General features: G+C 68.5%; 17 protein-coding genes and 2 pseudogenes. 5 read left to right on the forward strand and 14 right to left on the reverse strand.

The window, feature by feature from the left end:
- Positions 1-3: 3 nt before the first annotated feature.
- The 3 genes from DES41_RS23005 to DES41_RS23015 are packed head-to-tail and all read right to left on the reverse strand — an operon-like array spanning position 4 to position 3,561.
- Positions 4-1,197 carry an acyl-CoA dehydrogenase family protein gene (locus DES41_RS23005; protein ID WP_114469977.1) on the reverse strand — a complete coding sequence of 398 codons (1,194 nt, stop codon included), beginning with the start codon at positions 1,195-1,197 and terminating at the stop codon, positions 4-6.
- A gap of 13 nt (positions 1,198-1,210) precedes the next feature.
- The gene (locus tag DES41_RS23010; protein WP_114469978.1) at positions 1,211-2,398 is read right to left on the reverse strand and encodes a lipid-transfer protein; all 1,188 of its coding nucleotides are present in this window, start codon (positions 2,396-2,398) and stop codon (positions 1,211-1,213) included.
- Between the two features lie 23 nt (positions 2,399-2,421).
- Complete coding sequence (locus DES41_RS23015; protein ID WP_114469979.1) at positions 2,422-3,561, reverse strand: acyl-CoA dehydrogenase family protein; 1,140 nt, start codon at positions 3,559-3,561, stop codon at positions 2,422-2,424.
- 178 nt (positions 3,562-3,739) lie between these two features.
- Here DES41_RS23015 and DES41_RS23020 point away from each other — a divergent pair, with 178 nt between their 5' ends.
- Complete coding sequence (locus DES41_RS23020; protein ID WP_114469980.1) at positions 3,740-4,048, forward strand: type II toxin-antitoxin system RelB/DinJ family antitoxin; 309 nt, start codon at positions 3,740-3,742, stop codon at positions 4,046-4,048.
- Between the two features lie 94 nt (positions 4,049-4,142).
- The gene (locus tag DES41_RS23025; protein WP_114469981.1) at positions 4,143-7,013 is read left to right on the forward strand and encodes a winged helix-turn-helix domain-containing protein; all 2,871 of its coding nucleotides are present in this window, start codon (positions 4,143-4,145) and stop codon (positions 7,011-7,013) included.
- A gap of 238 nt (positions 7,014-7,251) precedes the next feature.
- On the opposite strand, the gene DES41_RS23030 is transcribed toward DES41_RS23025, so the two are convergent.
- The 3 genes from DES41_RS23030 to DES41_RS23040 all read right to left on the reverse strand — a co-directional run bounded on the left by DES41_RS23030 (position 7,252) and on the right by DES41_RS23040 (position 12,176).
- Positions 7,252-9,171, reverse strand: coding sequence for a UvrD-helicase domain-containing protein (locus DES41_RS23030; protein WP_114469982.1), 1,920 nt, complete (start codon positions 9,169-9,171; stop codon positions 7,252-7,254).
- Complete coding sequence (locus tag DES41_RS23035) at positions 9,168-11,522, reverse strand: AAA family ATPase (protein ID WP_114469983.1); 2,355 nt, start codon at positions 11,520-11,522, stop codon at positions 9,168-9,170. The genes DES41_RS23030 and DES41_RS23035 overlap by 4 nt, the downstream gene beginning before the upstream one ends.
- Positions 11,523-11,774: 252 nt before the next feature.
- Positions 11,775-12,176, reverse strand: coding sequence for an OsmC family protein (locus DES41_RS23040; RefSeq protein ID WP_114469984.1), 402 nt, complete (start codon positions 12,174-12,176; stop codon positions 11,775-11,777).
- Between the two features lie 232 nt (positions 12,177-12,408).
- Between DES41_RS23040 and DES41_RS23045 the strand changes: the two genes are divergently transcribed.
- Positions 12,409-13,980: an AMP-binding protein gene (locus tag DES41_RS23045; RefSeq protein ID WP_114469985.1), complete on the forward strand. Its 1,572-nt coding sequence runs from the start codon at positions 12,409-12,411 to the stop codon at positions 13,978-13,980.
- A gap of 77 nt (positions 13,981-14,057) precedes the next feature.
- Here DES41_RS23045 and fusA read toward each other — a convergent pair.
- From fusA to DES41_RS23085, 8 genes and pseudogenes are all read right to left on the reverse strand, one after another.
- Positions 14,058-15,467 (reverse strand): annotated as a pseudogene (fusA, locus tag DES41_RS23050) (elongation factor G); the annotation flags it as partial.
- 124 nt (positions 15,468-15,591) lie between these two features.
- Positions 15,592-16,578: a Bug family tripartite tricarboxylate transporter substrate binding protein gene (locus tag DES41_RS23055; protein ID WP_114469986.1), complete on the reverse strand. Its 987-nt coding sequence runs from the start codon at positions 16,576-16,578 to the stop codon at positions 15,592-15,594.
- 31 nt (positions 16,579-16,609) lie between these two features.
- Positions 16,610-18,532, reverse strand: coding sequence for a feruloyl-CoA synthase (locus tag DES41_RS23060; RefSeq protein WP_114469987.1), 1,923 nt, complete (start codon positions 18,530-18,532; stop codon positions 16,610-16,612).
- A 4-nt stretch (positions 18,533-18,536) separates the two neighbouring features.
- Positions 18,537-19,361: an SDR family NAD(P)-dependent oxidoreductase gene (locus tag DES41_RS23065; protein WP_114469988.1), complete on the reverse strand. Its 825-nt coding sequence runs from the start codon at positions 19,359-19,361 to the stop codon at positions 18,537-18,539.
- 29 nt (positions 19,362-19,390) lie between these two features.
- Positions 19,391-19,807: a MaoC family dehydratase gene (locus DES41_RS23070; protein ID WP_114469989.1), complete on the reverse strand. Its 417-nt coding sequence runs from the start codon at positions 19,805-19,807 to the stop codon at positions 19,391-19,393.
- A gap of 14 nt (positions 19,808-19,821) precedes the next feature.
- On the reverse strand, positions 19,822-20,262 hold the full coding sequence (locus tag DES41_RS23075) for a MaoC family dehydratase N-terminal domain-containing protein (protein ID WP_114469990.1): 441 nt from the start codon (positions 20,260-20,262) through the stop codon (positions 19,822-19,824).
- A gap of 28 nt (positions 20,263-20,290) precedes the next feature.
- Positions 20,291-21,430, reverse strand: a complete 1,140-nt coding sequence (locus DES41_RS23080) for an acyl-CoA dehydrogenase family protein (RefSeq protein ID WP_114469991.1) — start codon at positions 21,428-21,430, stop codon at positions 20,291-20,293.
- Between the two features lie 126 nt (positions 21,431-21,556).
- Positions 21,557-24,418 carry a helix-turn-helix transcriptional regulator gene (locus DES41_RS23085; protein ID WP_114470036.1) on the reverse strand — a complete coding sequence of 954 codons (2,862 nt, stop codon included), beginning with the start codon at positions 24,416-24,418 and terminating at the stop codon, positions 21,557-21,559.
- 114 nt (positions 24,419-24,532) lie between these two features.
- Between DES41_RS23085 and DES41_RS23090 the strand changes: the two genes are divergently transcribed.
- Together DES41_RS23090 and DES41_RS23095 are read left to right on the forward strand one after the other, a co-directional pair.
- On the forward strand, positions 24,533-25,687 hold the full coding sequence (locus DES41_RS23090; RefSeq protein ID WP_114469992.1) for a CaiB/BaiF CoA transferase family protein: 1,155 nt from the start codon (positions 24,533-24,535) through the stop codon (positions 25,685-25,687).
- A 31-nt stretch (positions 25,688-25,718) separates the two neighbouring features.
- Positions 25,719-25,837: pseudogene (locus DES41_RS23095) on the forward strand (electron transfer flavoprotein subunit beta/FixA family protein); the annotation flags it as partial.

The raw sequence follows: 25,837 nt of genomic DNA on the forward strand, positions 1-25,837 counted from the left end.
GGCTTAGCCCAGCAGCGTCTTGGCCAGAATGTCCTTCTGCACCTCGCTGGAGCCACCGTAGATGGTGGCTGCGCGGAAGAAGAAGTAGCGCGAGGCCGCGGCGGCCAGTGGATGCAGCGCGGCATCGGAATCGCCGGCACCACCATCGTCTTCAGCGGCGCGGCGTTCCAGCCCGGCCGGGCCGGCGATGCGCGCGATCAGTGCCGTCAGCTCCTGCATCAGCTCCGAGCCCTTGAGCTTGAGCACCGAGGCAAAGCCGGCGTTCTTGCGGCCGATCTCCGGGTCGAGCAGAAAGCGCCAGTTGGTCAACTCCAGCGCGCGCACCTCGGCGCCCAGCACCGCCAGCTCCGCGGCGAGCTTGGGGTCGTCGTGCAGGCAGCGCGCGCCCTGGCGGGTCTGCGCGGCCAGCTCGTGCGCATAGGCCAGGCGCTCCCAGCACAGGCCCACGTTGGCGATGTTGGTGCGCTCGCTCGCCAGCAGGTACTTGGCACAGTCCCAGCCGCGGCCTTCCTCGCCGACCAGGTTGGCCACGGGCACGCGGGCGTTGTCGAAGAAGACTTCGTTCAGGTGGTGCTGCCCGTCGATGGAGACGATGGGCCGCACCGACACGCCGGGCGTCTTCATGTCGATCAGCAGGAACGAGATGCCGTCCTGCTTTTTGGCCGACTGCTCGGTGCGCACCAGCGCGAAGATCCAGTCGGCGTGGTGGGCCGAGGTGGTCCAGATCTTCTGCCCGTTGACCACGTAGTCGCCGCCATCGCGCACAGCACGGGTGCGCAGCGAGGCCAGGTCCGAACCCGCATCGGGCTCCGAGAAGCCCTGGCAGAACCACAGGTCCAGCCGCGCCAGCTGGGGCAGGAAGAAGCGCTTCTGCGCCTCGGTGCCGTAGCGCAGCAGCACCGGCCCCAGCATCGCGACATTGAAGGGCAGGGGATGCGGCGCCGCGGCGCGCTGCAGCTCTTCGACCAGGATCAGCCGCTCGGCCGTGCCCAGCCCGGCGCCGCCGTATTCGCGCGGCCAATGCGGCGCGGCCCAGCCGCGTTCGTGCAGGATGCGCTGCCAGGCCACGATGTCCTGCTTGCGGCCCGGGTGGCCCCGGTGCAGCCGCGCGCGGATGTCGGCGGGCAGGCGCTCGCGGATGAAGGTGCGCACCTCGTCGCGGAACGCCGCCTCGCTCGGGTTGAGTTGCAGGTCCATGGTGGCCGCGCTGTCAGTTCTGGCCGTACAGCGTCACCACGCAGGCGCCGCCCAGGCCCACGTTGTGTTGCAGGCCCAGGCGCGCGCCTTGCACCTGGCGCTGGTCCGCGCTGCCGCGCAGCTGGTGCGTCAGCTCATAGCACTGGGCCAGGCCGGTGGCGCCCAGCGGGTGGCCCTTGGACAGCAGGCCGCCAGAGGGGTTGACCACCACCTTGCCGCCGTAGGTGTTGTCGCCGTCGCGCACGAACTTCTCGGCGCCGCCTTCCGGGCAGAAGCCCAGCGTCTCGTAGGTGATGACCTCGTTCTGCGCAAAGCAGTCGTGCAGCTCGCACACGTCGATGTCCTCAGGGCCGACACCGGCCGCCTCGTACACGCGCTTGACTGCGGCATCGGTCATGTGCGTGCCGATCCAGCTCAGCATCGAGGGCGGCTCGAACGACTGCACCGGGTCGGTGACCATCGCCTGGGCGAGGATCTGCACGTCGCTGCGCAGCCCGTGCTTCTTCGCGAAGCGCTCGGACACCAGCAGCGCAGCGGCACCGCCGCAGGTGGGTGGGCAGGCCATCAGGCGCGTCATCACGCCGGGCAGGATCACCTGGTCGTTCATCACGTCCTCTGTCGTGACGATGGTGCGGAACAGCGCCAGCGGGTTGTTGGCGGCATGGCGGCTGGCCTTGGCGCGCACGGCGGCGAAGGTCTCCATGCCGCAGCCATAGCGCGTCATGTACTCGCGGCCGGCGCCGCCGAAGGTGCGGATGGCCTGGGGCATGCCCTCCATGTCGGCTGTCATGCCGCGCAGCACCGGCATGAAGCGCTCGCGCGTGGGCGGGCGGTCGTCCCAGTGCGACTTGAGCGCGCCGGCCTGCATCTGCTCGAAGCCCAGCGCCAGCACGCAATCGGCATCGCCCGAGGCAATCGCCTTGCGCGCCAGATACAGCGCAGTGGAGCCGGTCGAGCAGTTGTTGTTGACATTGACCACCGGGATGCCGGTCATGCCCACTTCGTACAGCGCGGTCTGGCCGCAGGTGGAATCGCCGTAGACGTAGCCCACGTAGGCCTCTTGCACGTCCGCGTAGCCGATGCCGGCATCGGCAAGCGCGCGGCGGGTGGCCTCGGCGCCCATCTCGGTGTAGCTGAGGCTCTTGCCCGGCTTGGCGAACGGGATCATGCCGACGCCGGCGACGATTACTTTGTCAGTCATGGGGGTGTGTCCTGTGGGTGGAATCAAAGCTTGCGGGAGATCAGGTCGCGCTGGACCTCGCTGGTGCCGCCGAACACGCGCGTGATGCGGTAGTCGGTGAAGGCGCGGGCAATCGGGTACTCCAGCATGTAGCCGTAGCCGCCGTGCAGCTGCACCATCTCGTCGATGCACTTCCACAGCGTCTCGGTGGCGAACAGCTTGGCGATGGCGGCCTCCTGCACGCTGATGCGGCGCCTCATGTGCTCGCCGATGTAGTAGTCGACCAGCGTGCGCACCGCCACCGCCTGCGCCTTGATGTCGGCCAGCTTGAACTTGGTGTTCTGGAAATCCCACACCGTGCCGTCGAAGGCCTTGCGCTCCTTCACGTACTCCAGCGTCTGCTCCAGCAGGCGTTCGAGCTTGGTGGCGCAGTACACGGCGATGATCAGGCGCTCCTGCGCCAGCTCCTGCATCAGGCAGATGAAGCCCTTGTTCTCTTCGCCCAGCAGGTTGTCCACCGGCACGCGCACGTTGTCGAAGAACAGCTCGGTGGTGTCGGCGGCGGGCTGGCCCACCTTCGTGAGCTTGCGGCCGCGCCGAAAGCCCGCCCGGTCGACCTCGACCATGATCAGGCTCACGCCCTTGGCGCCGGCCGTGGGGTCGGTCTTGCAGGCCACCAGGATCATGTCGGCGTTCAGGCCGTTGCTGATGAAGGTCTTGCTGCCGTTGATGACGTATTCGTCGCCATCGCGCACGGCGCTGGTGCGGATCGACTTGAGGTCGGAGCCGGTGCCCGGCTCGGTCATGGCAATCGCCATGATGTGCTCGCCGCTGCAGATCTTGGGCAGCCAGCGCTGCTTCTGCTCCTCGGTACCGAAGCGCACGATGTAGGGCGCGGTGATGTCCGAGTGCACCGACAGGCTGAAGCCCGAGACGCCCGAGCGGTGCAGCTCTTCCGCCAGCACGCAGGAGTGGCCGAAATCACCGCCGCCGCCGCCGTACTCGGTCGGCACGGTCACGCACAGCAACCCCTCGCGGCCGGCCTTGCGCCAGGTCTCGCGGTCGGTGCGGCCGGCCGCGTCCCACTCGGCCTGCCGGGGCAGGCATTCGCGCTCGAAAAACCGCCGCGCGGTGTCGCGCAGCATCTCGTGGTCGTCGCGGTAGACGGTACGGTTGATGTTCACTCAGGTCTCCTGTGTCGTTGCTGGCGATTCTGGAAGCCGGGGCTGGGAAGCCCACTACCCTGATCGGGTGGCGGGGGCTGGTGGATGGCCCTGAGCCGCGCCGGCGCGCCAGGCTGCACGCGGGTTTTTGTCATTCATGTGAACTACACTGAGCCTCCTTTCCAACGGACACGCTCCCATGGCTCTTGCCAATGCCGTTGTGCAAACACGCATCGCCGCCGACGTGCGGGACCGCGCCGTCGAGGTGCTCGACGGCCTGGGGCTGACGGTCTCGGATGTGATGCGGATCGTGTTGACACGCGTCGCCAACGAAGGCGCGCTGCCGGTCGGCCTGGTCGCCGACACGAAGGCGCACGACGCGTGGTTCCGCGCGAAGGTGCAGGAAGCGCTGGACGACCCACGCCCGGCCATTGCGCACGAGGATGTGGAGGAGCACTTTGCCAAGCGCCGCGCGGCGGCGGCGTCGCGCAAGGGCGTGAAGGGCTGAGGAGCATTCAGCGCAAGGGTGGCCGCCTGGATTGCGCAGCGCCATGCCTCGCATGGCGCGGGCAGGTCTCCGCGCCCACAATCACGCCCGACGCATGCCCACCAAACCACCCGCCCGCCTTCACGAAGCCGAACCGGCCGACTCCGTGTTGAGAGCCCTGGTCGCCACCAAGCTCGTGCCGCCCCGCAACGCTGGTCGCATGGTTGCGCGCGAGGCGCTGCTGGCGCGCCTGATGGAGGCCCGCCGCCTGCGCTGCGTGGTGCTGCAGGGCCCGGCCGGCAGCGGCAAGACCACCACCCTGGTCGCCTGGCGCCAGGCGCTGCTGCCGCTGGGCTTCGACGTGGCCTGGCTCAGCCTGACGCCCGAGGACAACGAGCCCAGCCGCCTGCTCGACTACCTGCTGGCCAGCGTGGCGCAGGTGGCGCCCGCCGCCACGCAGGAGGCGGCCGACTACGCTGGGCGCGGCGTCGACAGCGAGGCGGTGGAGCGCGCGCTGATCGCGCTGGTGCGCGGCATCGCCACCCATCCGCGCGAGCTGGTGCTGGTGCTCGACGACCTGCAGCACTTGACCGACCCGCGCATCCACGAGGCGCTGCAGTGGTTGGCGGACTACGCGCCGGCCCGCTTGCACCTGGCCCTGGCCTCGCGCGGGGCGCTGCCGCTGTCGCTGGACCGCCTGCGCGCCGAGGGCGGGGTGCTTGAGATCGACGTGCGCGACCTGCGTTTCTCGCCCGCCGAGTCCGACCGCTTCCTGCGCGCGCAACTCGGCAGCATCGGCCCGCGCGACGCGCTGGCGCTGCACGCGCTGTGCGACGGCTGGGCCGCCGGCCTGCAGCTGCTGGCCATCAACTGGAAGAAGCGCCGGCAGGAAGTGGCGGCGGGCCAGCGCGGCGCTGGTGGCGCCATCAGTGCGGGCAGTGTGGCCAATGGTTCAGCCCAGGCGCCCGACGCCTTTGCGCGCGCCCACGTGCAGGACCCGCAGGCCTTCGCCGCCTACTTCGAGAAAGAGGTGCTGGCCCACCTGGCGCCCGCCGACCTGGAGCTGCTGACCAGCGTCTCGGCCTGCAGCCGCTTCTGCGCGCCGCTGTGCGCGGCCCTGCTCGGCCGGCCGGTGGACGACCCCGCCATGGCGCCGCTGCTGGCACGGCTGGAGGCCGAGAACCTGTTCATCGTTCCGGTGGACAGCAGCGCCGAGCGCGAGACCTGGTTTCGCCTGCACCCGCTGCTGCGCGAAACGCTGCGCCAGCGCCTGACCCAGCGCAGCGAGGCCGAGCAACGCGCGCTGCACCACCGCGCCTGGCAGTGGTTTCAGGGCCGTGGCCTGATCGACGAGGCGGTGCGCCAGGCCGTGGCGGCGGGCGAGGGCGCGGCGGCCGCGGCGCTGGTGGAGAAATCGGCCCACGGCCTGGCCGTGCGCGGCGAATTGCGCAAGCTCGTCGCGCTGGTGCGCCAACTGCCGCCGGCGCAGGTGCAGGCGCGCATCGGGCTGCGGCTGTGGATGATCCGCGTCGAGCTGTTCGCGCGCGAGCTGGATGCGTTCTCCACCAACATCGCGCGCCTGCGCCCCGACATCCCGCCGGACGACGCCGCCAGCCAATACTGGCTGACCCTGCTCGAAGCCTCGCTGGCCCTGCAGCGCGACGACACCGACGCCGCCCAGGCGCTGCTGCCGCGCCTGCTGGCCGCGCCCGAGGGCGTGGACGCACTGGCCACCGGCGCGCGCGACAACCTGCTGTCGTGGCTGTACATGCACCGTGGCGACTGCGAGCGCGCGCGGCGCGTGCAGCAGGACCAGCCGATCCGCCTGGTCGACGGCGTGCCGCTGCGCGGCACCTCGTCGGGCAGCCTGCAGGGCCGCGCGCTGGTCGGCCTCAGCTATGCCGTCGAGGGCCGCATGACGCAGGCCGAGCGCATCTACCGCGAGGTGCTGCGCGAGGCCGGCGAAGGCGGCAGCGCCTGCGTGGACGCGGTCTACCTCTCCACCGCGCTGCTGGGCGAGGTGCTGTACGAACACGACGAGACCGAGGCCGTGGTGGCGCTGCTGGAAGACCGCGTGGACGCGCTGGAGCGCGTTTCCATCCCCGATTCGGTATTGCGCGTGCACCGCTCGCTGGCGGCCGCGCACTGGGTCGCCGGCCGCAGGCTGGAGGCCATGGCCTGGCTGGAGCGGCTGGAGGACTACAGCACGTCGCTGGGCCTGGACCGGCTGCTCGTGTTCAGCCTCACGCTGCAGGTGCACTACCGCCTGCAGATGGGCGACGTGGCCGCCGCCGAGGTCGCGCTGCTGCGGGCCAACGAGATCGATGCGCGGCATGCGCACGCAGAGCACAGCGCACGCGGCGAGATCGCCGTGGTCTGCGAACGCGCGCGCATCCGCTGGGCGCTGGCGCGTGGCGACATCGACGATGCGGCACGGCGCATCGCGCCGCTGATCGCCAACATCGAGGCGCGCGGTCGGCAGCGGCTGGTGGCGCAGTTGAAGCTGCTGCAGGCTTTGATCGAGCGGCGGCGGGGCAGAGGAGACGCGGCGCGCCAATGCACGCTGGCGGCATTGCGCAGCGGGCACCGGCTGGGGCTGGTGCGCAGCCTGCTGGATGCGGATCCGGCGGTGATGGAACTGGTGCGCGACGTGGCGCAGGATGCGGGGCTGGACCCGGTGCTGGGGTTCTATGTGGAGAGGCTGGAGGGGGCGGGGCGGCGGGTGTCAGCGGCAGCGGAGACGACCGTTGCAGCAGGCGCGGATGCGGATGCCGAGCGGCGCCCGGTCGAGCCGCTGAGCGACCGCGAACGCGATGTGCTGGACCTGCTGGTGCAGGCAATGCCCAACAAGAAGATCGCGTTGGCGCTGGGGCTGTCGATCGATACCGTCAAGTGGCACTTGAAGAATATCTACGGGAAGCTGGGGGTGGCAGGGAGGGATGAGGCGGTGGCTTGGGTGCGGGGCGTGGGAGTGCGTGGTGCGTAAAGGGTGGATGGGGGGATCGGACTGAGGTTTGACCTTGGGCGGTGAGGCCTGGAGCGACGGGTATGCGCCCTCTGGAGTCCGTTGCCACGCAGCCTTGGATGGGGGCTGTGCAGCGAAAGCGGGCCCTCTTGGTTTCCCCGTTACCGGCTTCTGCCGAACGCATTGCTGCCTTTGCCGAGCAAGTGCCCAATTCGTGAAGCTACTCGCAGACCAGTAGTCACGGGTAGCCGGCGTCGATTCAGTTGATCAATTCAACCTCGCCTTGATCGAACCATCCGTACTGGAGGATGGCGTTACGAGCCAGTGCAGGATCCGGCGAGTAGTAGACGATGGCCAAGCTCTTCTCGGCCCGGCTGCATGTCACGTAGAACAGGCGGCGGGTGCGGTCTGAACCGGTCTCTCGGCCGGCGGCTTCATTCTCACGGTCAGCCTTCGACTTCTCCTTGGTGCCAAAAAACTTATCGTAGGCAAAAAGGAAGCCTCGCGCCTCGTCGTCGTTGATCACTACAAGCACACGTGGAAACTCAAGCCCCTTGACGCCCTGGTGTGTCCCGAACTGCGACTGTCCTCGCGCGTACAAGTCGTAGCGCTCGATCTGGCTCAGGGGGGCTTCAAGCGCTTTGCTCCATGCGCTCAGCTCAGAAGTCGTGTCTTCCTCTTCTCCTTCCTCGGCACTCTCCATCTGACTGCCGTGCCCCGCGATATCCTCCATCGCTGCTGCCTTGGTGTCACCGGCAACGAACGGAGCCAGCGCTTCCGGGATGACAAACAGACCCGTCTGCGCAACAAATTCAAGCACCACTTGAGCAGTGATCTCGCGCTGCTCTGTGATCAGAGCCAGGAGCCCATCGCATGCCGCCTTGGCCTTGCCGAACTGCGCGACCTGATTCGATCCAGCCTCTTGGAGCGCTGCGCGGTCCAGAAGCGGCGATGACGCCTTGATGATCGCCGTAGCCCCAAACCGATCGTTCGCGCGAAGCGCCTTGACTAGCGGCAACACGTCCCGAATGAAGAATCCAAGACCTGCGCCGGCGCCTTGGAGTAGGCTCGTCCTAAGTTTTTCGATCGTCCAAAGCGGCTCGAAGAATTCCACGAAGCCGAATCGCCGAGCAGACATCAGATGCTCAAGCGCAAGCGTCTTCACCATGTCAGAGTTCTGCCAGGCCGGGTCGTCGGCTATCGTCGCCATACGTTGGCGCACTGTCTCTTCGATGGCGAAGGGGGCGGCGCCCGCTTGGGGCGCGATGAAGACCCGCACCACGCCCTCTTCAGCGTCGCTGCGTGGGACCTGTTCCTCGCCATCCACATCGCGGCGGATGCTGTTGATTACCTCGATGACGCGAGACGGGCACCGGTGGTTCATCCGCTTGCGAGGCATGGCCCACCTAGCCGGGATGGCCTTGTCCAGCCGCTCCTTTCCGTCCGAGTAGATGCGCTGCATCATGTCGCCGAACAGTCCCAGGCTGAACCGTCCATGGAACTCTTCCTCCACATGCAGGAACGCGTCCATGAGCGTCTTGTTTGTGTCTTGGCTCTCATCAATGAGCAAGACCGGACACCGGCTGACCAACATTCGCCGCAGCCCGGGCTTGCTGGTCAGGAAGGCCGCCGTCATGGCGATGACCTCTGAATGATTCAGAGAATCACGCGTGCGGTTGTCGCTGGTCGGGCTGTAGATGAACTTGACGATGGAATCCATCCGCGCCAGTCGGCGGCGCTTGCTCTCCATGGACCGAAGCCGCTCAGCGCCCGCCTTCGTGTTAGCTCGCCCCTTCTTGTGCAGTTCCTCAAGCTCAGCAATCTCATCTTCGAGATTCTTGGCGACCCATTGACGGATGTCGGCGTTGAAGCCGCCGATCAGCGACCACGAGAATGCGTGGATCGTCATGACCTCTACCCGAGGGTCGAACTCGAGACGTTGCTTGATTTCGTCGCAGGCGGCGTTGGTGTACGTGATGACGCCAATCTTCTTGCCAGTCAGAGTCAGCTGCCGGCCGTACTCGCCATCGATCGTCTTCCTGACGGCGCTGACCAACGACCGTGTCTTTCCTGATCCAGCGCCTGCGTACAGGAAGAAGCTTCTTGGCTTGCCCAGGTCAAGACACTCGATGATCGTTGCGTCGGCCTCGGCGTCGAATTGATCGTCGGCGGCCGTCATGGTGCAGCCCCCGGCCCTGGGCCCGCGGCGTTTGCTGCCGAAGCCGCGATGGCCGGCGCTGCCATCAAGATTTCCACCTGCTTCTTCTTCATCTGTTCCAGCAGCCACTCCAGACCCTCGGCGATGTACTGCGGCACCTTCAGACTGTTGAAGTTTTCCGCCATCAAGACGTCGAGGGCGAACTCTGCCTTCTTGCCTTCCTTAAGCGCCGTGTACATGCTGGCACCAACTGCGGTTACACCGCCACCATTCGCGATGGCAGTCCGGAACTTGGCGTTCAGTCCCGGGCCGGCAAACGCAGCAAAGAAGTCCACGTTCTCGAACACGAGCGCGTCCTCAAACGTGTAGGGGTAAGCAGTCTCCTTGGCAGCGGTGCCTGGCATCGTGACCTCAACGGGTTTCTGGTACGCCACTCGCACAGCGAATAGCGTGTCGCCCGCATCTGCGATCGTCTTAGCTGCAGGCTTCGCATTGATGAGGGCATCGACGTCGTCCAGCGCTGGCACCCAGGTCTTAAGTGTGGCGTTGTTGGTTTTCTGCCCAGCGCCCAAAGCCGGTTGGACTGATGAGCCGCCCGTCGCTGTCAGGCTGTCCAGGTCCGTGACGATCAGCGTCGACAAGCCCAGATGATCAATCAAAGGACGCAGACGATGGGCGTGGCTACCGCCAATCTCCAGCAAGGTGACGTAGCTCTGATGCAGCACCTTGTAGTGAGCCCGAATGAAGTTAGGGATGAGCATGCGCTCGGCTGGACCCTCGACGAGGATCGCTGCGTCGGCGAAGAACAGGTCGGCGTGCTGCGCACGCAAATACCGGCTTACGAAGCGTTCAGTCTCCGTACCCTCCCCGAACACCTGCGAAACGTTAATAACCGTCGACACCGGCACCTTGGCCACCATGCCGGCCGGCAGCCTCCGGAAGTACCGCAAGCTAGCGAAAGCCGTCTCGTGCGCAACGTGGCTCGAGTGCGTGCTGACGATAAGTTGCGTGCGCAGGGCGTCGCTTTCTCCCAGCTCTGGGCGCCGGCGCAGCACGTCGTAGGCCTTCTTGATGAAGACTTGCTGCACCTGCGCATGCAGGTGAGCTTCAGGCTCCTCAACGAGCACCAGGTGAAGCGGTTCAAAGCTCGCGGCTTCGGCACCCTTGGAGGCTTTGCCAACGCGCATCCAGGCATCCCGGAAGCTCATCAGCCGGAAGATCATCGAGATGAGGTTCTGGAAGCCCAGCCCGTTGCTGCCCTCCGGCAGCAGTAGGAGGGGCATGACCGCGCCCGCATCCGAAACCACGTCGACCTCGAAATTGACTGCCGCGCTGTGGTTCAACCCATCGATCGCACGCAAGCGTGTCGATACGCGCGGCCGTGGGTCGCTGACGCCCGGATAGCCCAGGCCCGCCACCTCGGTGAAACATTCGTTGAAGCTCTCCGTCAGCTTCAGGTCGAATGCATCCTCGGCCGCCTCCATGGCCTGTAGAGCCTCCAGGTCCATGGGGTCCGGCCCCTTCGCGGGATCAAGGTGCTTGGCGTAGTAGCTTCTGAGCTGTTCCGACAACCGCGTTCCGCCCGCAGAGGTTTGTAGTTCGTCCTCTTCTTCGACGCCATTCGGGATCTCGCCAAAGCCGCGCTGCGCGGGGATGTCATGCACCTTGATCAGGCCACTGAGAGGATCACCTTCGATCGGCAATGCCGATGCCGGAAGCGTCTGTGGCAGGGCCCGAAGCCTTTCAGGGCTGGCAAGTAGCGCTGGATCCAGCGGATAGGCCCGGATCGTGAACATCGAGCTCAGCCGCTTGGAAAGGAAATCCACCAAGGTTTCAGGCCAAACCGTCAGCTTGAGAGCGGGTGCTGCGCCGGCAGCCTTGGCAGCTGCCGCAGCCGCCGCTGCAGCACGCATGACATTGGCTTCGGTGATCGCGGTGATGAAATCCGTGAAGAGAGCGTTGAGGTCTTTGGGCTCGTAGCGCAGTCGTACTCCCAGGCGTCCGCCCGTCCACTCCATAAGCGGGACCAAATCTCGGACCCGGTGGACTTCGTCTTCCTTGACATGCAGCCACAGATCCAAGGCCGGCAGAGCGTGCACCCAGGCATCCAGGGTGAGGTCTGCAACCCCACCGGCTTGGTTCGCTCCAAGCCATGCTTCGCCGATGTCCACGAGCGCCCGCAAGTGGCACAACGTGAAGTCGTGGATTTCGAAGGGACAGCGACGCGGAGTTAGGAAGCGCCGCAGGGCCAACATGGCTGAGGTCTTGCCACTGTTGTTCGCACCGACGAACAACGTCGTCTTGAGCGACAGATCTATGCGCGCTGACAAGAGCTTCCTGAAATTTGCGATCTCGACAAACTCGATGTGCATGTCGCACCCTTACTACTGCATGTAATTTGTGTAACGTTAACCGAATAGCAAACGCACGGATAGCTGCGGCAAGTGCCCGGAGTCAGTTGCGGCTGCTGCCACAGCTCTACGTCTCTTCATAGACACAGCCGACATTCGATGCCACGAATCAAGCGATTTCAGGCAGTGTGAAGCAGTCGTTCGCAACTTTGCGGTGGTCGACTGCACCTGGCGGGATGCCGCTGCAGTCCCGCCCTAGCGCCAGCTCCCCGTTCAACCGTTGTTCAGCACGACCGCAGCCCCTGCACGAATCGTGTTGTGAACCTCTGCGACCGCGTCCGTCTGACGCACCAGCTCCGCGACGTCCTCGGCTTTCGCAGGTGACGACACCATGACCGCGTAGCGAATATTGGTTGCCGCCAGGCCGATGCCGGGGAAATCCGCGGTCGCCTCGACCACGACCCCTTCGACGGGGATGTGGAGGCGTTCAGCCTCGCGGTAAAGGTCGTTGCAATAACAGGTCGCCAGCGCGAGCATGAGGAACTCGCCACCGTTGACCGCCGAACCTTTTCCAGACGGCTTGGGGGGTACAGCAAGAGGCTGCCTGCTGTCGCCCGTGCGCACGAACACTTCATGCGTGGCCTGGGAGTTCCTGACAGTTGCGGATATCAGCACGATGCGCTCCGGTGGGGCCGATGCGGCTCCAGCCGAAATTCTGCCACCTGCCACCTACCGGCCGCGCGCCCCTTGCCGCTGCCGGCCACGCGCTGCGCAAGCCGGCGGGCTCCTCCCGCTGTAAACCTCTCAGCCACCCAGCAGGGGTGGTCGCACAAGCTGCATGCGCCTGCCTACTCGCATCAGCCCGTTCGCCCCCGGCGTCGGCCATCCACCCCAAGTCCGGCCCGCCATGCCCCCACCGCCCAACCCCGCCCTCTACCAGACCTCCACCTTCGCCGAGCTCTACCGATCCGCCTTCAAGGCCTTCGCCCACCGCGAGGCACTCGTCGCCAGCGGCGCCGGCCCACGCCTGACCTACCGCCAGCTGGAGCAGCAGTGCCACCGCATGGTGCGCTGCTTCCAGGCCCTGGGCCTGCAGCGCCAGGACGGCATTGCCGTGCTGGCCACCAACCGGCCCGAGTCGGTGGCCACCATCATCGCGGCGCACCTCATGGGGCTGGTCTACACGCCGCTGCATCCGCTGGGCTCCGAGGAAGACCAGGCCTTCATCCTCGTCGACGCGCAGGCCAAGGCGCTGGTGGTCGACGTGCAGCGCCATGCCGAGCGCGGGCTGGCGCTGGCGCAGCGGCAACTGGTGCCGCATGTGCTGACGCTGGGCCCGGCCGCCTACGGCACCGATCTGCTGGCCGCGTCCAGCGGGCTGGACGGCAGCGACACCGTGCTCGACGTGCAGCCTGACGACATCGTCAAGATCGCCTACAGCGGCGGGACGACGGGCCAGTCCAAGGGGATCGTGCACCACCAGCGCACGGTGGTGACCTCGGCGCTGCAGCAGCTCGCGTGCTGGGAATGGCCCGAGCAGGTGCGCTTTCTCGCGGCCACACCGGTGTCGCACGCGGCCGGCGCGATGATCCTCACGACCTTTCTGCAGGGCGGCGCGGTGCATCTGCTGGAGCGCTTCACGCCCGCCGGCTTCCTGCAGGCCGTGGCGGCCGAGCGCATCACCACCACCTTCCTGGTGCCCACGCAGATCTACGGCCTGCTCGATGCGCCCGAACTCGGCGCGCACGACATCGCCAGCCTGCGCCTGGTGCTCTACGGTGCCGCGCCCATGGCGCCGGCGCGCCTGCGCCAGGCGCTGGACCGGCTCGGGCCGGTGTTCGCGCAGGTCTACGGCCAGGCCGAGGCGCCGATGACCATCAGCTACCTGCGCCGCGACGCGCACGACCTGGCCCACCCCGAGCGGCTGGGCAGCTGCGGCCGCAGCCTGCCGGGCAACCAGGTGCGCCTGCTCGATGCCGACCATGCCGAGGTGCCGGTGGGTGAGCTGTGCGTGCGCGGGCCGCTGGTGATGTCGGGCTACCTCGACCGGCCGCAGGAGACCGCCAAGGCCTTCGCCGGTGACTGGCTGCACACCGGCGACATGGCGCGCCGCGATGCCGACGGCTACCTCTACCTGGTCGACCGTGCCAAGGACATGATCATCAGCGGCGGCTTCAATGTGTATTCGAGCGAGGTGGAAAGCTGCCTGGCGCAGCACCCGGCCGTGGCGCTGTCGGCCGTCATCGGCGTGCCGCACCCGAAGTGGGGCGAGGCGGTGATGGCCGTGGTGGTGCTGAAGGACGGCGCCCGGGTCGAGGCGGCCGAGCTGATCGCCCACGTCACCGATCGCAAGGGCGTGGTGCAGGCGCCCAAGGTGGTGGAGTTCGTCGACGCGCTGCCGCTGACGGCGCTGGACAAGGTGGACAAGAAAGCGCTGCGGGCCCGGTACTGGGCAGGGCAGGCCAGGCAGGTGGGATAGAAAGCGGCCGCACGCAGCGGCCGCTGCAGGCCGGCTACCAAGTGGCCCTCGGCAGGCGCGGTCACGGTCTCGCGCTAGGCGATGCTCAGCGGCCGCGTGCGGACCTCGAAGTGGTACACCTCGCGCAGGCGGTCGAGCGCGACGCGTAGGTGCAGTTCGCCGAGCCCGTACAGCACCGTCTCGTTGGTCGCGGCCACGTGCTCGATGCGCAGGCACGGGTCTTCGGCCGCGAGCTTCCCCAGGATTTCCCAGGCACGCTGCTCGTCGCCATGGCGCTTGGGCTCCACGGCCAGGCCGTACACCGGCACCGGAAACGCCAGCGGCGCGAGATGCACGTGGTTGTCCTCCGCCGCATCGTGCAGCACGGCATCGAAATGGATGTCGTCGACCTTGGCCACCGCCACGATGTCGCCCGGCACCGCGCGCGCCACCTCCAGATGGTCCTTGCCCTGCAGCATGAACAAATGCCCCACCTTGAAGGGCTTGCGGCCGTCGCCGATGTAGAGCTGGCTGTCGCGCGTGACCGTGCCCTGGTGTACGCGAAAGATGCCCATCTTGCCGCCATAGGGGTCGACCGTGACCTTGAACACATGCGCCAGCACATGCAGCGACGGGTCGGGCCTGGCCTGCATGGGCTGGGCGTCTGCGCCCTCGCCAACCATGAAGCTCGGCGGGTTGGCCTCGGTCGGGTCGGGCAGCAGCTTGACGATCACGTCCAGCAGCTCGGCCACGCCGGCGCCGCTGCGCGACGAGACGAAGCACACCGGGATCAGGTGGCCTTCGCGCAGCGCCTGCTCCAGCGGCGCGTGCAGCTCGGCCGGGTCCACGTCGCCCTCCTCGAGGTAGCGGTCGACGAAGGCGGCGTCGACCTCGACCACCTGCTCCACCAGGGCACGGTGCGCCGCTTCGACGGGGCCGAAGTCGGAGCGCCCGAAGCGGTTGAAGAAGCAGTCCACGACCTGTCTGTTGATCGCGTCGGGCAGGTTCAGCGGCAGGCATTCGCGGCCGAAGGTCGCCTGGATGTCGGCCAGCAGTCCCGCCAGCGAGACGCCCTGCGCGTCGATCTTGGTGACGATGATCATGCGGGCGAGCTGGCGCGAGGCCGCGTACGCCATCATGCGCACCGCCATCGGCTCGATGCCGGTAGCGGCGTTGATGACCACCGCCACCGTCTCGACCGCCTCCAGCGCCGGCAGGCTCTGGCCCAGGAAGTCGACGCCGCCGGGCGTGTCGATCAAGTGGATGCGCGTGCCGGCATGCGTGAGGTGCATCACCGACGCGTTGAGCGAGTGCAGCATGCGGCGCTCCAGCGGGTCGTGGTCGCTGACGGTGCTGCCGCGCTCGATGTTGCCGCACGCTTTGATGGCCCCCGCCTTGTACAACAAGGCCTCGGCGAGAGAGGTCTTGCCGGCGGCCGCGGCGCCAACCAAGGCCAGCGTTCGCACGGCTTGCATGTCAGCCGCGGGGCCGTTTGATCGGCTTGGCATGGCGGGTCTCCTTTGCGCGCCCGGCAGACCGGCCCGGCGGCCCGCAATGGCTCGGGCGTTGCATGTGGACGCCGGGCCAGCGTACGGGATCGGCCGGGCGGATGCAAGTTGCCGCCAACCCGACTCACTCCACCTTCGCCCCCGACATCTGCACCAGCTTCTGGATCACCGGCCCGGCGGCCTCCACGTTCTTCCTGAACTCGGCCGAGCTGTTGCCCATGCCCACCAGGCCAAAGGCCTGGAAGCGTGCCTTCATGGCGGCGGTCTGCGCCACGGCGCGCGCTTCTTTTTCCAGCCGCGCCAGCACCGCGGGCGGTGTCTTGGCCGGTGCGGTCAGCATCACGCCGCCGAGGGGCTTGAACTCTTCGTCCGTGAAGCCAGCCTCGGCCATGGTGGGTGTGTCGGGCATCTCCGGCAGGCGCTTGTCGCCGACGATGGCCAGCGCGCGCAGGCTGCCGCTGGCGAGGTGCGGGGCCATGGTGCCCAGCGTGCCGATGCCCATCGGGATCTGCCCGCTTAGGATGTCCAGCGTCATCGGCGCTTCGCCCTTGTAGGCGATGTGCACCATGTCGAGCTGGCGCGACTCGCTCAGGTAGGCCATCAGCAAATGGCTGGACGAGCCGAGGCCGAACGAGCCGTAGTTGACCTTGCCCTTGTTCGCCTGGGCCCAGGACACCAGTTCCTTCATGCTGCGCACCGGCACGTCTTTGCCGACCGCGAACACCAAGCTGGCCGAACACAGCTCGGAGATGAAGGCGAAGTCGCGCTTCACGTCGTAGGGCACCTTCGAGAACATGGAGGGCACGTAGTAGATCGGCGTGGCATGCGAGAAGAACAGCGTGTAGCCATCGGGCGCTGAACGCGCCACCGCCGCACCGCCGAGCATGCCCGAGGCGCCCGGCTTGTTGTCCACGATGACGGGCTGCCACAGGCGCTTGCCCAGCTCATCGGCCATCACGCGCGCCAGCACATCGGTGGCGCCGGCCGGTGGGGCCGGTACCACCAGGGTGATGGGCCGGGTCGGGTAATCCTGCGCAAGTGCCAGCGCACTGCAGGCGACGGCGGCAAGGCCCACGATGGTTTTGAATAGATAGGAAGAAGCGGTTCGCATGGTGTTGTCTCCGTTGCTGTGGTCCGAATGCTCAGGCGCGCGCGACCCCGGGGCCGGGGTCCGGCTGAAAAAGCTGCTCCACCAGATGCGCCCGCCGCGCGCGTGTGGCGGCCTGGTTCACGTAGCCCTTGTCTGCAATCTCGTTGGCATCCATCGACGGCGGCTCGGCCATCAGCAGCAGCCGCCGCACGCGCAGGCTGGCGCTGCCGGTGTCCTGGCGCAGGCGCTCGGCGATGGCGGCGAGCAGGGCCGGGTGATCCACCAGCGCAGCGGCCTCCAGCCCGGCCAGTTCAGGCAGCAGGCACTGGCACGCCGCCACGTTGGGCCAGGCCAGCGCGGCCACATAGGTCTGGTCGTGGCCGCAGATGACGGCGTCGGTGATCAGCGGCGCGCAGCGCTCGACCAAGCCCAGCCGGACCGCGCCGGTGCGCACCCAGGTGCCGTTGACCAGCTTGAAGTCTTCCGCCACCCGGCCATCGAAGCGCATGCCCTTGGCCGGGTCGGCCATGTCCACCAGCCGCACCGCGTCGCCAAGTTGGAAGAAGCCTTCATCGTCGAAGGCCGCCGCCGTGAGGTCGGGCCGCGCCACGTAGCCGCTGAAGTTGTGGGCGCCGCGCACGCGGATCTCGTAGCGGTCGCCCTCCAGCGGCACCAGCTTGATCTCGGTGCCGGGCGGTGGCGCGCCGATGTTGGCCAGGTCGTCGCTGGCCCAGTTGCGGTAGGTGCCGACGCCGGTGGTTTCGGTCGAGGCCAGGCCGGTGCCGAAGACGATGCGCTCGCCCACCGTGCGCTCGGCCACGCGCTGGATGCGCTCGTTGACATCCTTGGGCAGGCTGGCGCCGCCGTAGCCGAAGCTGATGACGCGGGCAAACAGGCTTTTGGCCAGCTGCGGATCGCGCTCCAGTTCGGTGGCCAGCAGGGTCCAGGCCGAAGGCACGCTGGTCAGCACCGTGGGCGAGATCTCGCGCAGGTTGCGCACCGTGCGCTCGAACAGGCCCGGCAGCGGCTTGCCGTCGTCGATGTAGTGCGTGGCGCCCAGCAGCACCGAGCGGCCCAGGTTCAGCACGCCGCCGAGGGCGTGGTGCCAGGGCAGCCAGTCGAGGAAGACCGGCGGCTCGTCCTGCTCGGCCAGGCTGGCCAGCATGTCCGCCAGGTTGGCGGCGGTGGCGTGCAGGTTGGCGTAGCTGATCGGCACGCCCTTGGGCACGCCCGTCGAGCCGGACGTGAAGAGGATCCTGGCGATGTCCTGGGGCTGGATGGCTGCGTGCGCGGCGGCCACTTGCGCGATGCGGCTGGGCGTCAGTTCGGTGGCGGACAGTGCCGACCAGGGCCGCACGGCGCCACCCGCGCCCTGCACGGTGATCACCGGCACGCCGGCCCCGCCGACCACGCCCACCGCGCGGTCGAAGGCGGCGGCATCCTGCACGAACAGCGCCGCCGGCGGCACCAGATCGCACACGCCCTTGAGGCGCGCGAAGTCGCGGCTCAGCGTGGAATACGCAGGCGACACCGGCGCCACCGCCACGCCGACGTACTCGGCTGCCAGCAACAGCACGAGTTGTTCCAGCGAGTTGGGCGACAGCACGACCAGCGGGCGGCCCTGGCCCAGGCCCAGGTCGAGCAGTGCCGCGCCCACGGCCTGCACCTGTTGCCACAGGTGGCGCCAGGTGATGCGCTGCCATTCGCCACTGTGCGCATCGCGCTCGCAGAAGGCCGGCAGGTCGCCGCGGCGCTCGGCCCAGTGCGGGATGAAGCCCGCAAAGCCCGTGCGCCCGGTGGCCTTGGGCGTGAGCGGGGAGCGCAGGACCAGCGTGCCATCGGCGCGGCGCTCGCAGGTGGATGTGCGGACCGTGTAGGGCACGGCCCGGTAACGCGGCGTGGTGGGCGGCGTAGCGGGTGCCGTGGTGGCTGCCGTGGCGGGCGCCTCGGCAGCGGCGTGGGTGAGGGTGGTCATGGCGCTACTGCGGCGAGCCGGCCACCGCCACCACCTGGCCGGTGATGAAGTTGGACTCGGGCAGGCAGAACAGGTACACCGCACCGGCCGCTTCTTCGGGTGTGCCGCCGCGGCCTAGCGGGTTGCGCTGGGCGTGCGACTTCAGCAGCTCGGGGTTCAGGCCCACGCGGATGTCGCGGCCATCGATGTTCACCGTGGCGCCGGCCTTGGCGTCGGCGCTGGTCATGCGCGTGGTGATCAGGCCGAAGGCCACCGCGTTGACATTGACCTTGAAGCGGCCCCATTCGCGGCTCAGCGCGCGCGTCATGCCGATCACACCGGCCTTGGCCGACGAATAGTTCATCTGGCCCGCGTTGCCGTTGAGCGCCGAGGTCGACGACACGTTGACCACCTTGCGGTAGATCTCCACGCCCGCTTCCTGGTCGGCCTGGGCCTGCGCCTTGATGACCGGGTAGGCGGCGCGCAGGATGCGGAAGGGCGCCGTCATGTGGCAATCGACGATGGCGTGCCATTGCTCGTCGGTCATGCGCTGGATGACGTCGTCCCAGGTGAAGCCGGCGTTGTTGACGATGATGTCGATGCCCTTGAAGTGGTCGACCGCAGTCTTGATGTAGCGCTCGGCGAAGTCAGGTGCCGTGACATTGCCCGCGCAGGCCACGGCCTCGGCGCCGCTCTTCCTCAAGAGTTCGACCGTCTCGTTGGCCGGGTCGGCGTCCAGGTCGTTCACCACGATGCGCGCGCCCTGGCTGGCCAGCTTGATCGCGATGGCCTGGCCGATGCCGCGGCCTGAACCGGTGACCAGTGCCACCTTGCCGTCTAGTGTTCCCATGTCGTTGTCTCCTTAAAAAATTTGTTGGGTCAGAGTGCAACCACGGCGTCGCCGACGATGCGGGTCTCTCCGTACTGGTTGCGGGTTTCGATTTCCAGCTTCACGCGCTGCTCGCCGTCCACCTCGAACTTCTCGACCACCTTGCCGGTGCAGGTGATCTGGTGGCCCAGGTGCGTGATGCCGGTGAAGCGCACGCCGAAGCTGCGCAACTGGCGCTGGTCGGCCCACTGCGTCAGCAGGCGGCCCAGGTAGGCCATCGACAACATGCCGTGCGCGAACACGTCGGCCATGCCGGCCTTGCGGGCGTAGTCGATGTCGATGTGGATCTGGTTGTGGTCGCCCGAGGCGCCGGCGAACAGGGCAAGCGTGGTGCGGGTGATCGGCGCCAGGGCCAGCGGGGGCAGGGCGTCGCCGACCTGGGTGGCTGCGAAGGAGGGGGTGCTCATGGTCGGTTCCTTGCTCAGGCGTTCTTGTGGACGAGGATGCTGCGCAGGTCGGCCACGTGCTCGCCGCGCTGGTTGGTCACGCGCGAGGCGCGCACCACGAAGCTCAGCGCGCCGCCCTTCTTGTCGTAGATGTCGGCGATGTGCGTCTCGAACTGCAGCGTGTCGCCGGCATAGGCCATGCGGTGGTAGCTGAAGCTCTCTTCGCCATGCAGGATGCGCGAGGTGACGATGCCCAGCGTCTCGCGCCAGGCGTTCGACGGGATCTGGAACTCCAGCGAGAACAAAAAGGTGGGCGGCAGCGGCAGGCCCGGGTGCCCGGCGTCGCGCGCGGCGGATTCGTCGAGGTAGATGGGGTTGGTCTCGCCGATGGACTTGGCGAAAAAGCGCAGCTGCCCAGCCTCGGCGGTGGCCCGGAAGACCGGCAGCTGCATGCCGATGTGTTGCTTGTCGATCATGGTGTCTGGCTCCTCAAGAGGGTTCGGTTCAGAGCTTGCGGGCGATCAGCTCGCGCATCACTTCGCTGGTGCCGCCGTAGATGCGCGTGACGCGCGAGTCGACGAAGTCGCGCGCGATCGGATACTCCAGCATGTAGCCGTAGCCGCCGTGCAGCTGCACCATGTCGTCGAGTGCCTTGCCCAGCGTCTCGGTGGCGAACAGCTTGGCGATGGCGGCCTCTTCCAGCGTCAGGCGGCGGCGCATGTGCTCGCCGATGTAGTGGTCGATCATGGTGCGCACGGCCACGGTCTGCGCCTTGACGTCGGCCAGCTTGAACTTGGTGTTCTGGAAGTCCCAGACGGTCTGGTCGAAGGCGCGGCGGTCCTTGACGTAGTGCAGCGTGTCCTGCAGCGCGCGCTCCAGCCGCGCCGCAGCGCCGATGGCGATGGTGAAGCGTTCCTGCGGCAGTTCGCCCATCAGGTAGCCGAAGCCCTTGCCTTCCTCGCCCAGGCGGTTGCCGACCGGCACGCGCACGTTGTCGAAGAACAGTTCGGCCGTGTCCTGCGCGTACTGGCCCACCTTCTGTAGCTTGCGCCCGCGCCGAAAGCCGGCGCGCGTCGCCTCGACGGCGATCAGGCTGATGCCCTTGGCGCCGGCGGCCGGGTCGGTCTTGCAGACCACGATGATGAGGTCGGCGATCAGGCCGTTGCTGATGAAGGTCTTGCTGCCGTTGATGACGTACTCGTCGCCTTCGCGCACGGCGGTGGTGCGCACCGCCTTCAGGTCGCTGCCGGTGCCCGGCTCGGTCATGGCGATGGCCAGGATGGTCTCGCCTGAGGCGGTGCCGGGCAGCCAGCGGCGCTTCTGCTCTTCGTTGCCGGCCCGGAAGATGTAGGGGGCAATGATGTCCGAGTGCATGCCGAACGCAGGGCCGCTGACGCCGGAGCGCGCCATCTCCTCGGCGAACACGGCGGCGTGGCCGAAGTCGCCGCCCCCGCCGCCGTATTCCTCAGGGAGCGAGGCGCACAGCAGGCCCTCGCGGCCGGCCTTCAGCCAGGTCGCGCGGTCGACCTGGCCGGCTTCGTCCCAAGCCTGCTGGCGCGGCAGGCATTCGCGTTGCAGGAAGCGGCGCACCGTCTCGCGGTACATCTCGTGGTCGTCTCGAAAGACATGGCGGGTCACGTTCACGGGGTGGTCTCCTCAGGCGTCGTTCGTGTCAGGGCACGAAGTTACGTCCGGGTGGCCGCATGGACCCCACTCGCGATGGGGGGGTGGGTGGACCCTGAGGAGGGTGGGCCGTTGCGGCCGGGAGCCTCAGGCCGGCGGGGTGGGCGCGCCTTCGGTGTCCCAGCCCAGATCGCGCACGCGCGCCACCGCTTCGTCGCGGCTGGCCACGCCCAGCTTGCCGTAGATGCGGCTGAGGTACCACTTGACCGTCTCGGGCGACAAGGCCAGCGCGCGGGCAATCTTCTTGTTGGGCAGGGCTTGCGCGAGCAGGCGCAGCATCTCGACCTCGCGCGCGCTGAAGGCCTCCTGGCCGGCCGCCGCCGTGCTGCCCGCGCGCGGTTGGGGCACCTGGGTCGCGGCTGCTTCGGGCGCTGCAGCTGGCGGCGTGCGCAGGGCCAGCAGGCGCTCGACGTAGAAGGCCAGCACGGGGTCGAGCGGGCCGGACTGCGCGAGCGCGTCCAGCATGCGGCGCGCCATCGGGTCGGCATCCACCAGGCTGCGCAGCAGGCCCAGCCGGTGGCCGCGCTGCAGGGCGTCCAGCAGCATCGCCCGGGCGGCTGCGTGGTGGCCACGCTGCGCGTCGACCACCGCGCTGCGCACCAGCAGGTGCACCACGCTGCGCTGTCGGCCGCGTGCCGCGCAGTCGGCCACCAGCAGGGCAAGCCGGGCCGCGGCGCCCCGCAGGTCGCCCAGCGCCACGGCCAGGCGGATGCGTGCGCGCTGCGTCACCTCGCCGATCTCCGCCAGCGTGCCCCCGGCCGGGCCGCCGGTGTGGCGGGCCCCGATCGGCGCGAGCCGGGCCAGTGCGGCCTGGGCTGCCGGCAGGTCGCGCAGCATCAGCCGGTACTCCACTTCGTCGGCCAGGCGGTGGGCCAGCAGCCGGTCCAGCCGGTGGCGCGTGGCGTAGGCCTCCAGCCGCTCCAGGTATGCGAAGGCGCTGGGCGCGTCGCCGGCCTGCCAGTGGGCGGCGGCGAGCACGCGGTACACGCGCAACACCGCGTCGGGGATGGTCATGCGTTCGAGCAGCCCGACCTTGTCCTCCAGCAGGGCGCGCGCCTGCTGGGCATCGCCGAGTTCGTAGAGCACATCGGCGAGCAGGCTCAGCGCGAGATGGCGTGCGTCGGCACAGGCCTTGCCGGCCTGCTCGGCATCGGCCACCACGCCGCGCAGCACGCGCCCGGCCTGCGTCATCTGGCCCTCCATCGCGTGGCTGAGGCCGATCAGGCAGCGGCCTTGCAGGCTGCCGGACGGGGTGGACACGAGCGGAGCGCCGTCGACCATCAGCGGTGTCGCGTCCTGCTGCACGCGCCGCGCCTGTTCGTAGTCGCCCTGCTGCAGGTGCAACCAGGACAGCAGGTTGTGCCGCGCGCCGACGGCCAGCGGGTCGGCGTCTCCCGGCACCTGGAGCAGCTGCGGCAACATGGCCAGGGCTGCGCCGCTGTCGTCGCGCTGGACGGACAGCGCCGTGCGCAGCACGGCGACATGGAAACGGTGCGCTGTGGCGTCCGCTGGCAAGTTGCGCGCCAGGGCTTCGAGCGTCTGCGTGCAGGCATCGAAGTCGCGCTCGAAGAACTGCGTGCGCGCCAGCCACAGCTGCAGGCTGACACTGGCTTGCACCTGCGCGTGCGGGATCTGGCGCAGCAGCGCCGCCAGCGCCCGCCGTTCGCCGCGCACAAGCAACGCGGGCGCGCACTGGTCGACCAGCGCGGCCGCCTGCGCCGGCGCACCCGATTGCACGGCATGGTGCACGGCTTCTGGCAGCAGCCCACGGTCGCGAAACCACGCGAAGGCGCGCGCGTGCACGGCCTGCCGGGTGGGCACGGGCAGGGTGCCACAGCGGATCAGCAGTGCGTCGCGCAGCAGCGGGTGCAGGCGGTACCAGGGCTCGGCGCTCTGGTGGTCGGTGCGGACGACGAAGAGGCCTTCGCTGTCGAGCCGCAGCAACAGCGTGGCCGCGGCGGTGACGGCGGCTGGCGCATCGGCCGTGCCGGCGAGCGCAGCGCTGAGGGATGCACAGACGCGCTGGCACGGCGCCGCGCGCACCAGCGTGTCCAGCTCGGCAGGCAACAGCTGCGCGCACACGGCCTGCTCGAAATACGCGGTCAGCGCGAGCGCGTCACGCGCCGGCAGGCCAGCGAAGGGCTGACCCGGCGCTGCCCGGCCGGGTTCCTGTTGCTTGCGCTCCCAATCGAGTGCGAGCAGGCGCAGGCCGGCCACCCAGCCTTCGCTGCGTTCGTGCAGGCTGCTGGCGGTGCTGGCGGTGCTGGCGGTGCTGGCATCGATGCAGCCGTGTTGCGACGCCAGGAACCGGGCGCTCTCTGCCGGCGTGAACAGCAGGTCGCGCTGGTCGATCTCCAGGGTCTGTGCGTCGCTGCGCAGCCGGTCGAGCGACAGCCGTACGCTGCCGCGCGAAAGCAGCACCAGGTGCAGGTTGGGCGGGGCGTAGTCCAGCAACCACTGCAGCGCGTCCAGCACTGCGGGGTGGCGCAGCGCATGCAGGTCGTCGATGACCAGCACCAGGTCGCGCTGGTGCGCCGCGATGCCGCGCACCAGCGTGATGACCAGCCGCTCGACGGCATCGGGGTCGGTCTCCGTGGCCATGGCGGCGCCGAGCTGGTTGGCTGTTTCGCGCAGCGGCGCCGCATCGACCTGCGCCACGCTGGCGAGCAGGCCTTGCAGAAAGCGCGTGGGCTCGTCGTCCTGGGCGCCGGGCGTGCACCAGGCGATGCCGAAGCCGAGCGGCACCAGCGCCTGGCACGCGGCCGCGAGCAGCGTGGACTTGCCGGCACCGGCCGGCCCGGTGACGACGATGCAGCGCAGATGCCGCGCTTCGAGCAAGCGCGCCAGCAGCCGTTCGCGGGCCACGGTGCCCGCGCCCGAGCGCTGGGCGGCCGATGCCGCTGGCGGCTGGCCCGGCGGCGTGGTGGAAGAGGGCTTGCGCGATGGCATGGCGCGGGGATTGTGCAGCAGCACCGGCCGGCGGCTGGCACTACCCGAAGGGGGTGGGGTGGGGCGTGCGCGCCGCTGCTCTACTGCATGCAGCAACGCAACGGGAGATGTTTCATGGGTGTTCTGTCTGGCATTCGCGTCCTGGAGTTCGAGGCCATCGGCCCCGGGCCGTTCGGCACCATGCTGCTGGCCGACATGGGGGCCGACGTGATCCGCATCGACCGGCCGGTGGCCCATGCGGACCTGGGGCCCAAAGCCAGCGGGCCGCGCATCGACATCACCGGCCGCGGCCGCCGCTCGGTCACGCTCGACCTCAAGCAGCCTGCTGCGGTGGCCAGCGCGCTGGCACTGGTCGAGCGGGCCGACGTGCTGATCGAGGGCTTTCGGCCCGGTGCGATGGAGCGCCTGGGCCTGGGGCCTGACGTGGCGTTGGCGCGCAACCCCAAACTGGTCTACGGCCGCATGACCGGCTGGGGCCAGACCGGGCCCATGGCCGAGCGCGCCGGGCACGACCTGAACTACATCGCGCTGTCGGGCGTGCTGTCGGGCATCGGACCGGCCGGCGGCAAGCCCACGGTGCCGCTCAACCTGGTGGGTGACTATGGCGGTGGCGGCATGCTGCTGGCCATGGGCGTGCTGGCGGCCTTGCTGCATGTGCAGCGCGGCGGCGCCGGCCAGGTGGTCGACGCGGCCATGGTGGAAGGCGCGGCGCAGCTCGGTGCGGTGTTCTGGGGCATGCTCGCCGCGGGCAACTGGAAGGAAGCGCGTGGCAGCAACTGGCTCGATGGCGGCGCGCCCTGGTACGACAGCTACCAGACGGCCGACGGCCAGTTCATGGCGGTCGGCGCGGTCGAAGGGCGGTTCTACGCCGAGCTGCTCGACAAGCTGGGTCTGGCCACGGCCGACCTGCCCGCGCAGCATGACCGTGCCGGCTGGCCGCGGCTGCGCGAGGCATTCGAGCGGGCCTTTGCGAGCCGCACGCGCGCCGACTGGTGCGCGGTGTTCGACGGCAGCGATGCCTGCGTCGCGCCCGTGCTGGGCTTTGCCGAAGCGCCCAGCCATGCCCAGCACCGGGCCCGAGGCAGCTTCGTGGAAGTGGGCGGTGTGTTGCAGCCCGGGCCGGCACCTCGATTTTCGGCCACGCCTTCGGCGCTGCCGCGCAGCGCCCCGGCGCGCGGCGAGCACGGCGCTGCCGCCCTACGCGACTGGGGCTTCGAACCCGACGCCATCTCCTACCTGCGGCAACAGGGCCTGGGCTTGCAAACCTAGCCGATAACGAACCGATGATGGAGAACTTGAAGTGAAAGTATTGGTGCCAGTCAAACGCGTGGTCGACTACAACGTGAAGGTTCGCGTGAAGTCCGACGGCAGCGGCGTTGACATCGCCAACGTCAAGATGAGCATGAACCCGTTTGACGA

The organism is Pseudorhodoferax soli (assembly GCF_003337555.1).
Taxonomy (GTDB): domain Bacteria; phylum Pseudomonadota; class Gammaproteobacteria; order Burkholderiales; family Burkholderiaceae_C; genus Pseudorhodoferax; species Pseudorhodoferax soli.

Excerpts from the sequence above, each read along its gene's own strand:
- DES41_RS23005 (WP_114469977.1), bottom strand. The coding sequence starts at position 1,197 with ATGGACCTGCAACTCAACCCGAGCGAGGCGGCGTTCCGCGACGAGGTG.
- DES41_RS23010 (WP_114469978.1), bottom strand. The coding sequence starts at position 2,398 with ATGACTGACAAAGTAATCGTCGCCGGCGTCGGCATGATCCCGTTCGCC.
- DES41_RS23020 (WP_114469980.1), top strand. The coding sequence starts at position 3,740 with ATGGCTCTTGCCAATGCCGTTGTGCAAACACGCATCGCCGCCGACGTG.
- DES41_RS23025 (WP_114469981.1), top strand. The coding sequence starts at position 4,143 with ATGCCCACCAAACCACCCGCCCGCCTTCACGAAGCCGAACCGGCCGAC.
- DES41_RS23030 (WP_114469982.1), bottom strand. The coding sequence starts at position 9,171 with ATGACGGCCGCCGACGATCAATTCGACGCCGAGGCCGACGCAACGATC.
- DES41_RS23035 (WP_114469983.1), bottom strand. The coding sequence starts at position 11,522 with ATGCACATCGAGTTTGTCGAGATCGCAAATTTCAGGAAGCTCTTGTCA.
- DES41_RS23045 (WP_114469985.1), top strand. The coding sequence starts at position 12,409 with ATGCCCCCACCGCCCAACCCCGCCCTCTACCAGACCTCCACCTTCGCC.
- DES41_RS23055 (WP_114469986.1), bottom strand. The coding sequence starts at position 16,578 with ATGCGAACCGCTTCTTCCTATCTATTCAAAACCATCGTGGGCCTTGCC.
- DES41_RS23060 (WP_114469987.1), bottom strand. The coding sequence starts at position 18,532 with ATGACCACCCTCACCCACGCCGCTGCCGAGGCGCCCGCCACGGCAGCC.
- DES41_RS23065 (WP_114469988.1), bottom strand. The coding sequence starts at position 19,361 with ATGGGAACACTAGACGGCAAGGTGGCACTGGTCACCGGTTCAGGCCGC.
- DES41_RS23070 (WP_114469989.1), bottom strand. The coding sequence starts at position 19,807 with ATGAGCACCCCCTCCTTCGCAGCCACCCAGGTCGGCGACGCCCTGCCC.
- DES41_RS23075 (WP_114469990.1), bottom strand. The coding sequence starts at position 20,262 with ATGATCGACAAGCAACACATCGGCATGCAGCTGCCGGTCTTCCGGGCC.
- DES41_RS23085 (WP_114470036.1), bottom strand. The coding sequence starts at position 24,418 with ATGCCATCGCGCAAGCCCTCTTCCACCACGCCGCCGGGCCAGCCGCCA.
- DES41_RS23090 (WP_114469992.1), top strand. The coding sequence starts at position 24,533 with ATGGGTGTTCTGTCTGGCATTCGCGTCCTGGAGTTCGAGGCCATCGGC.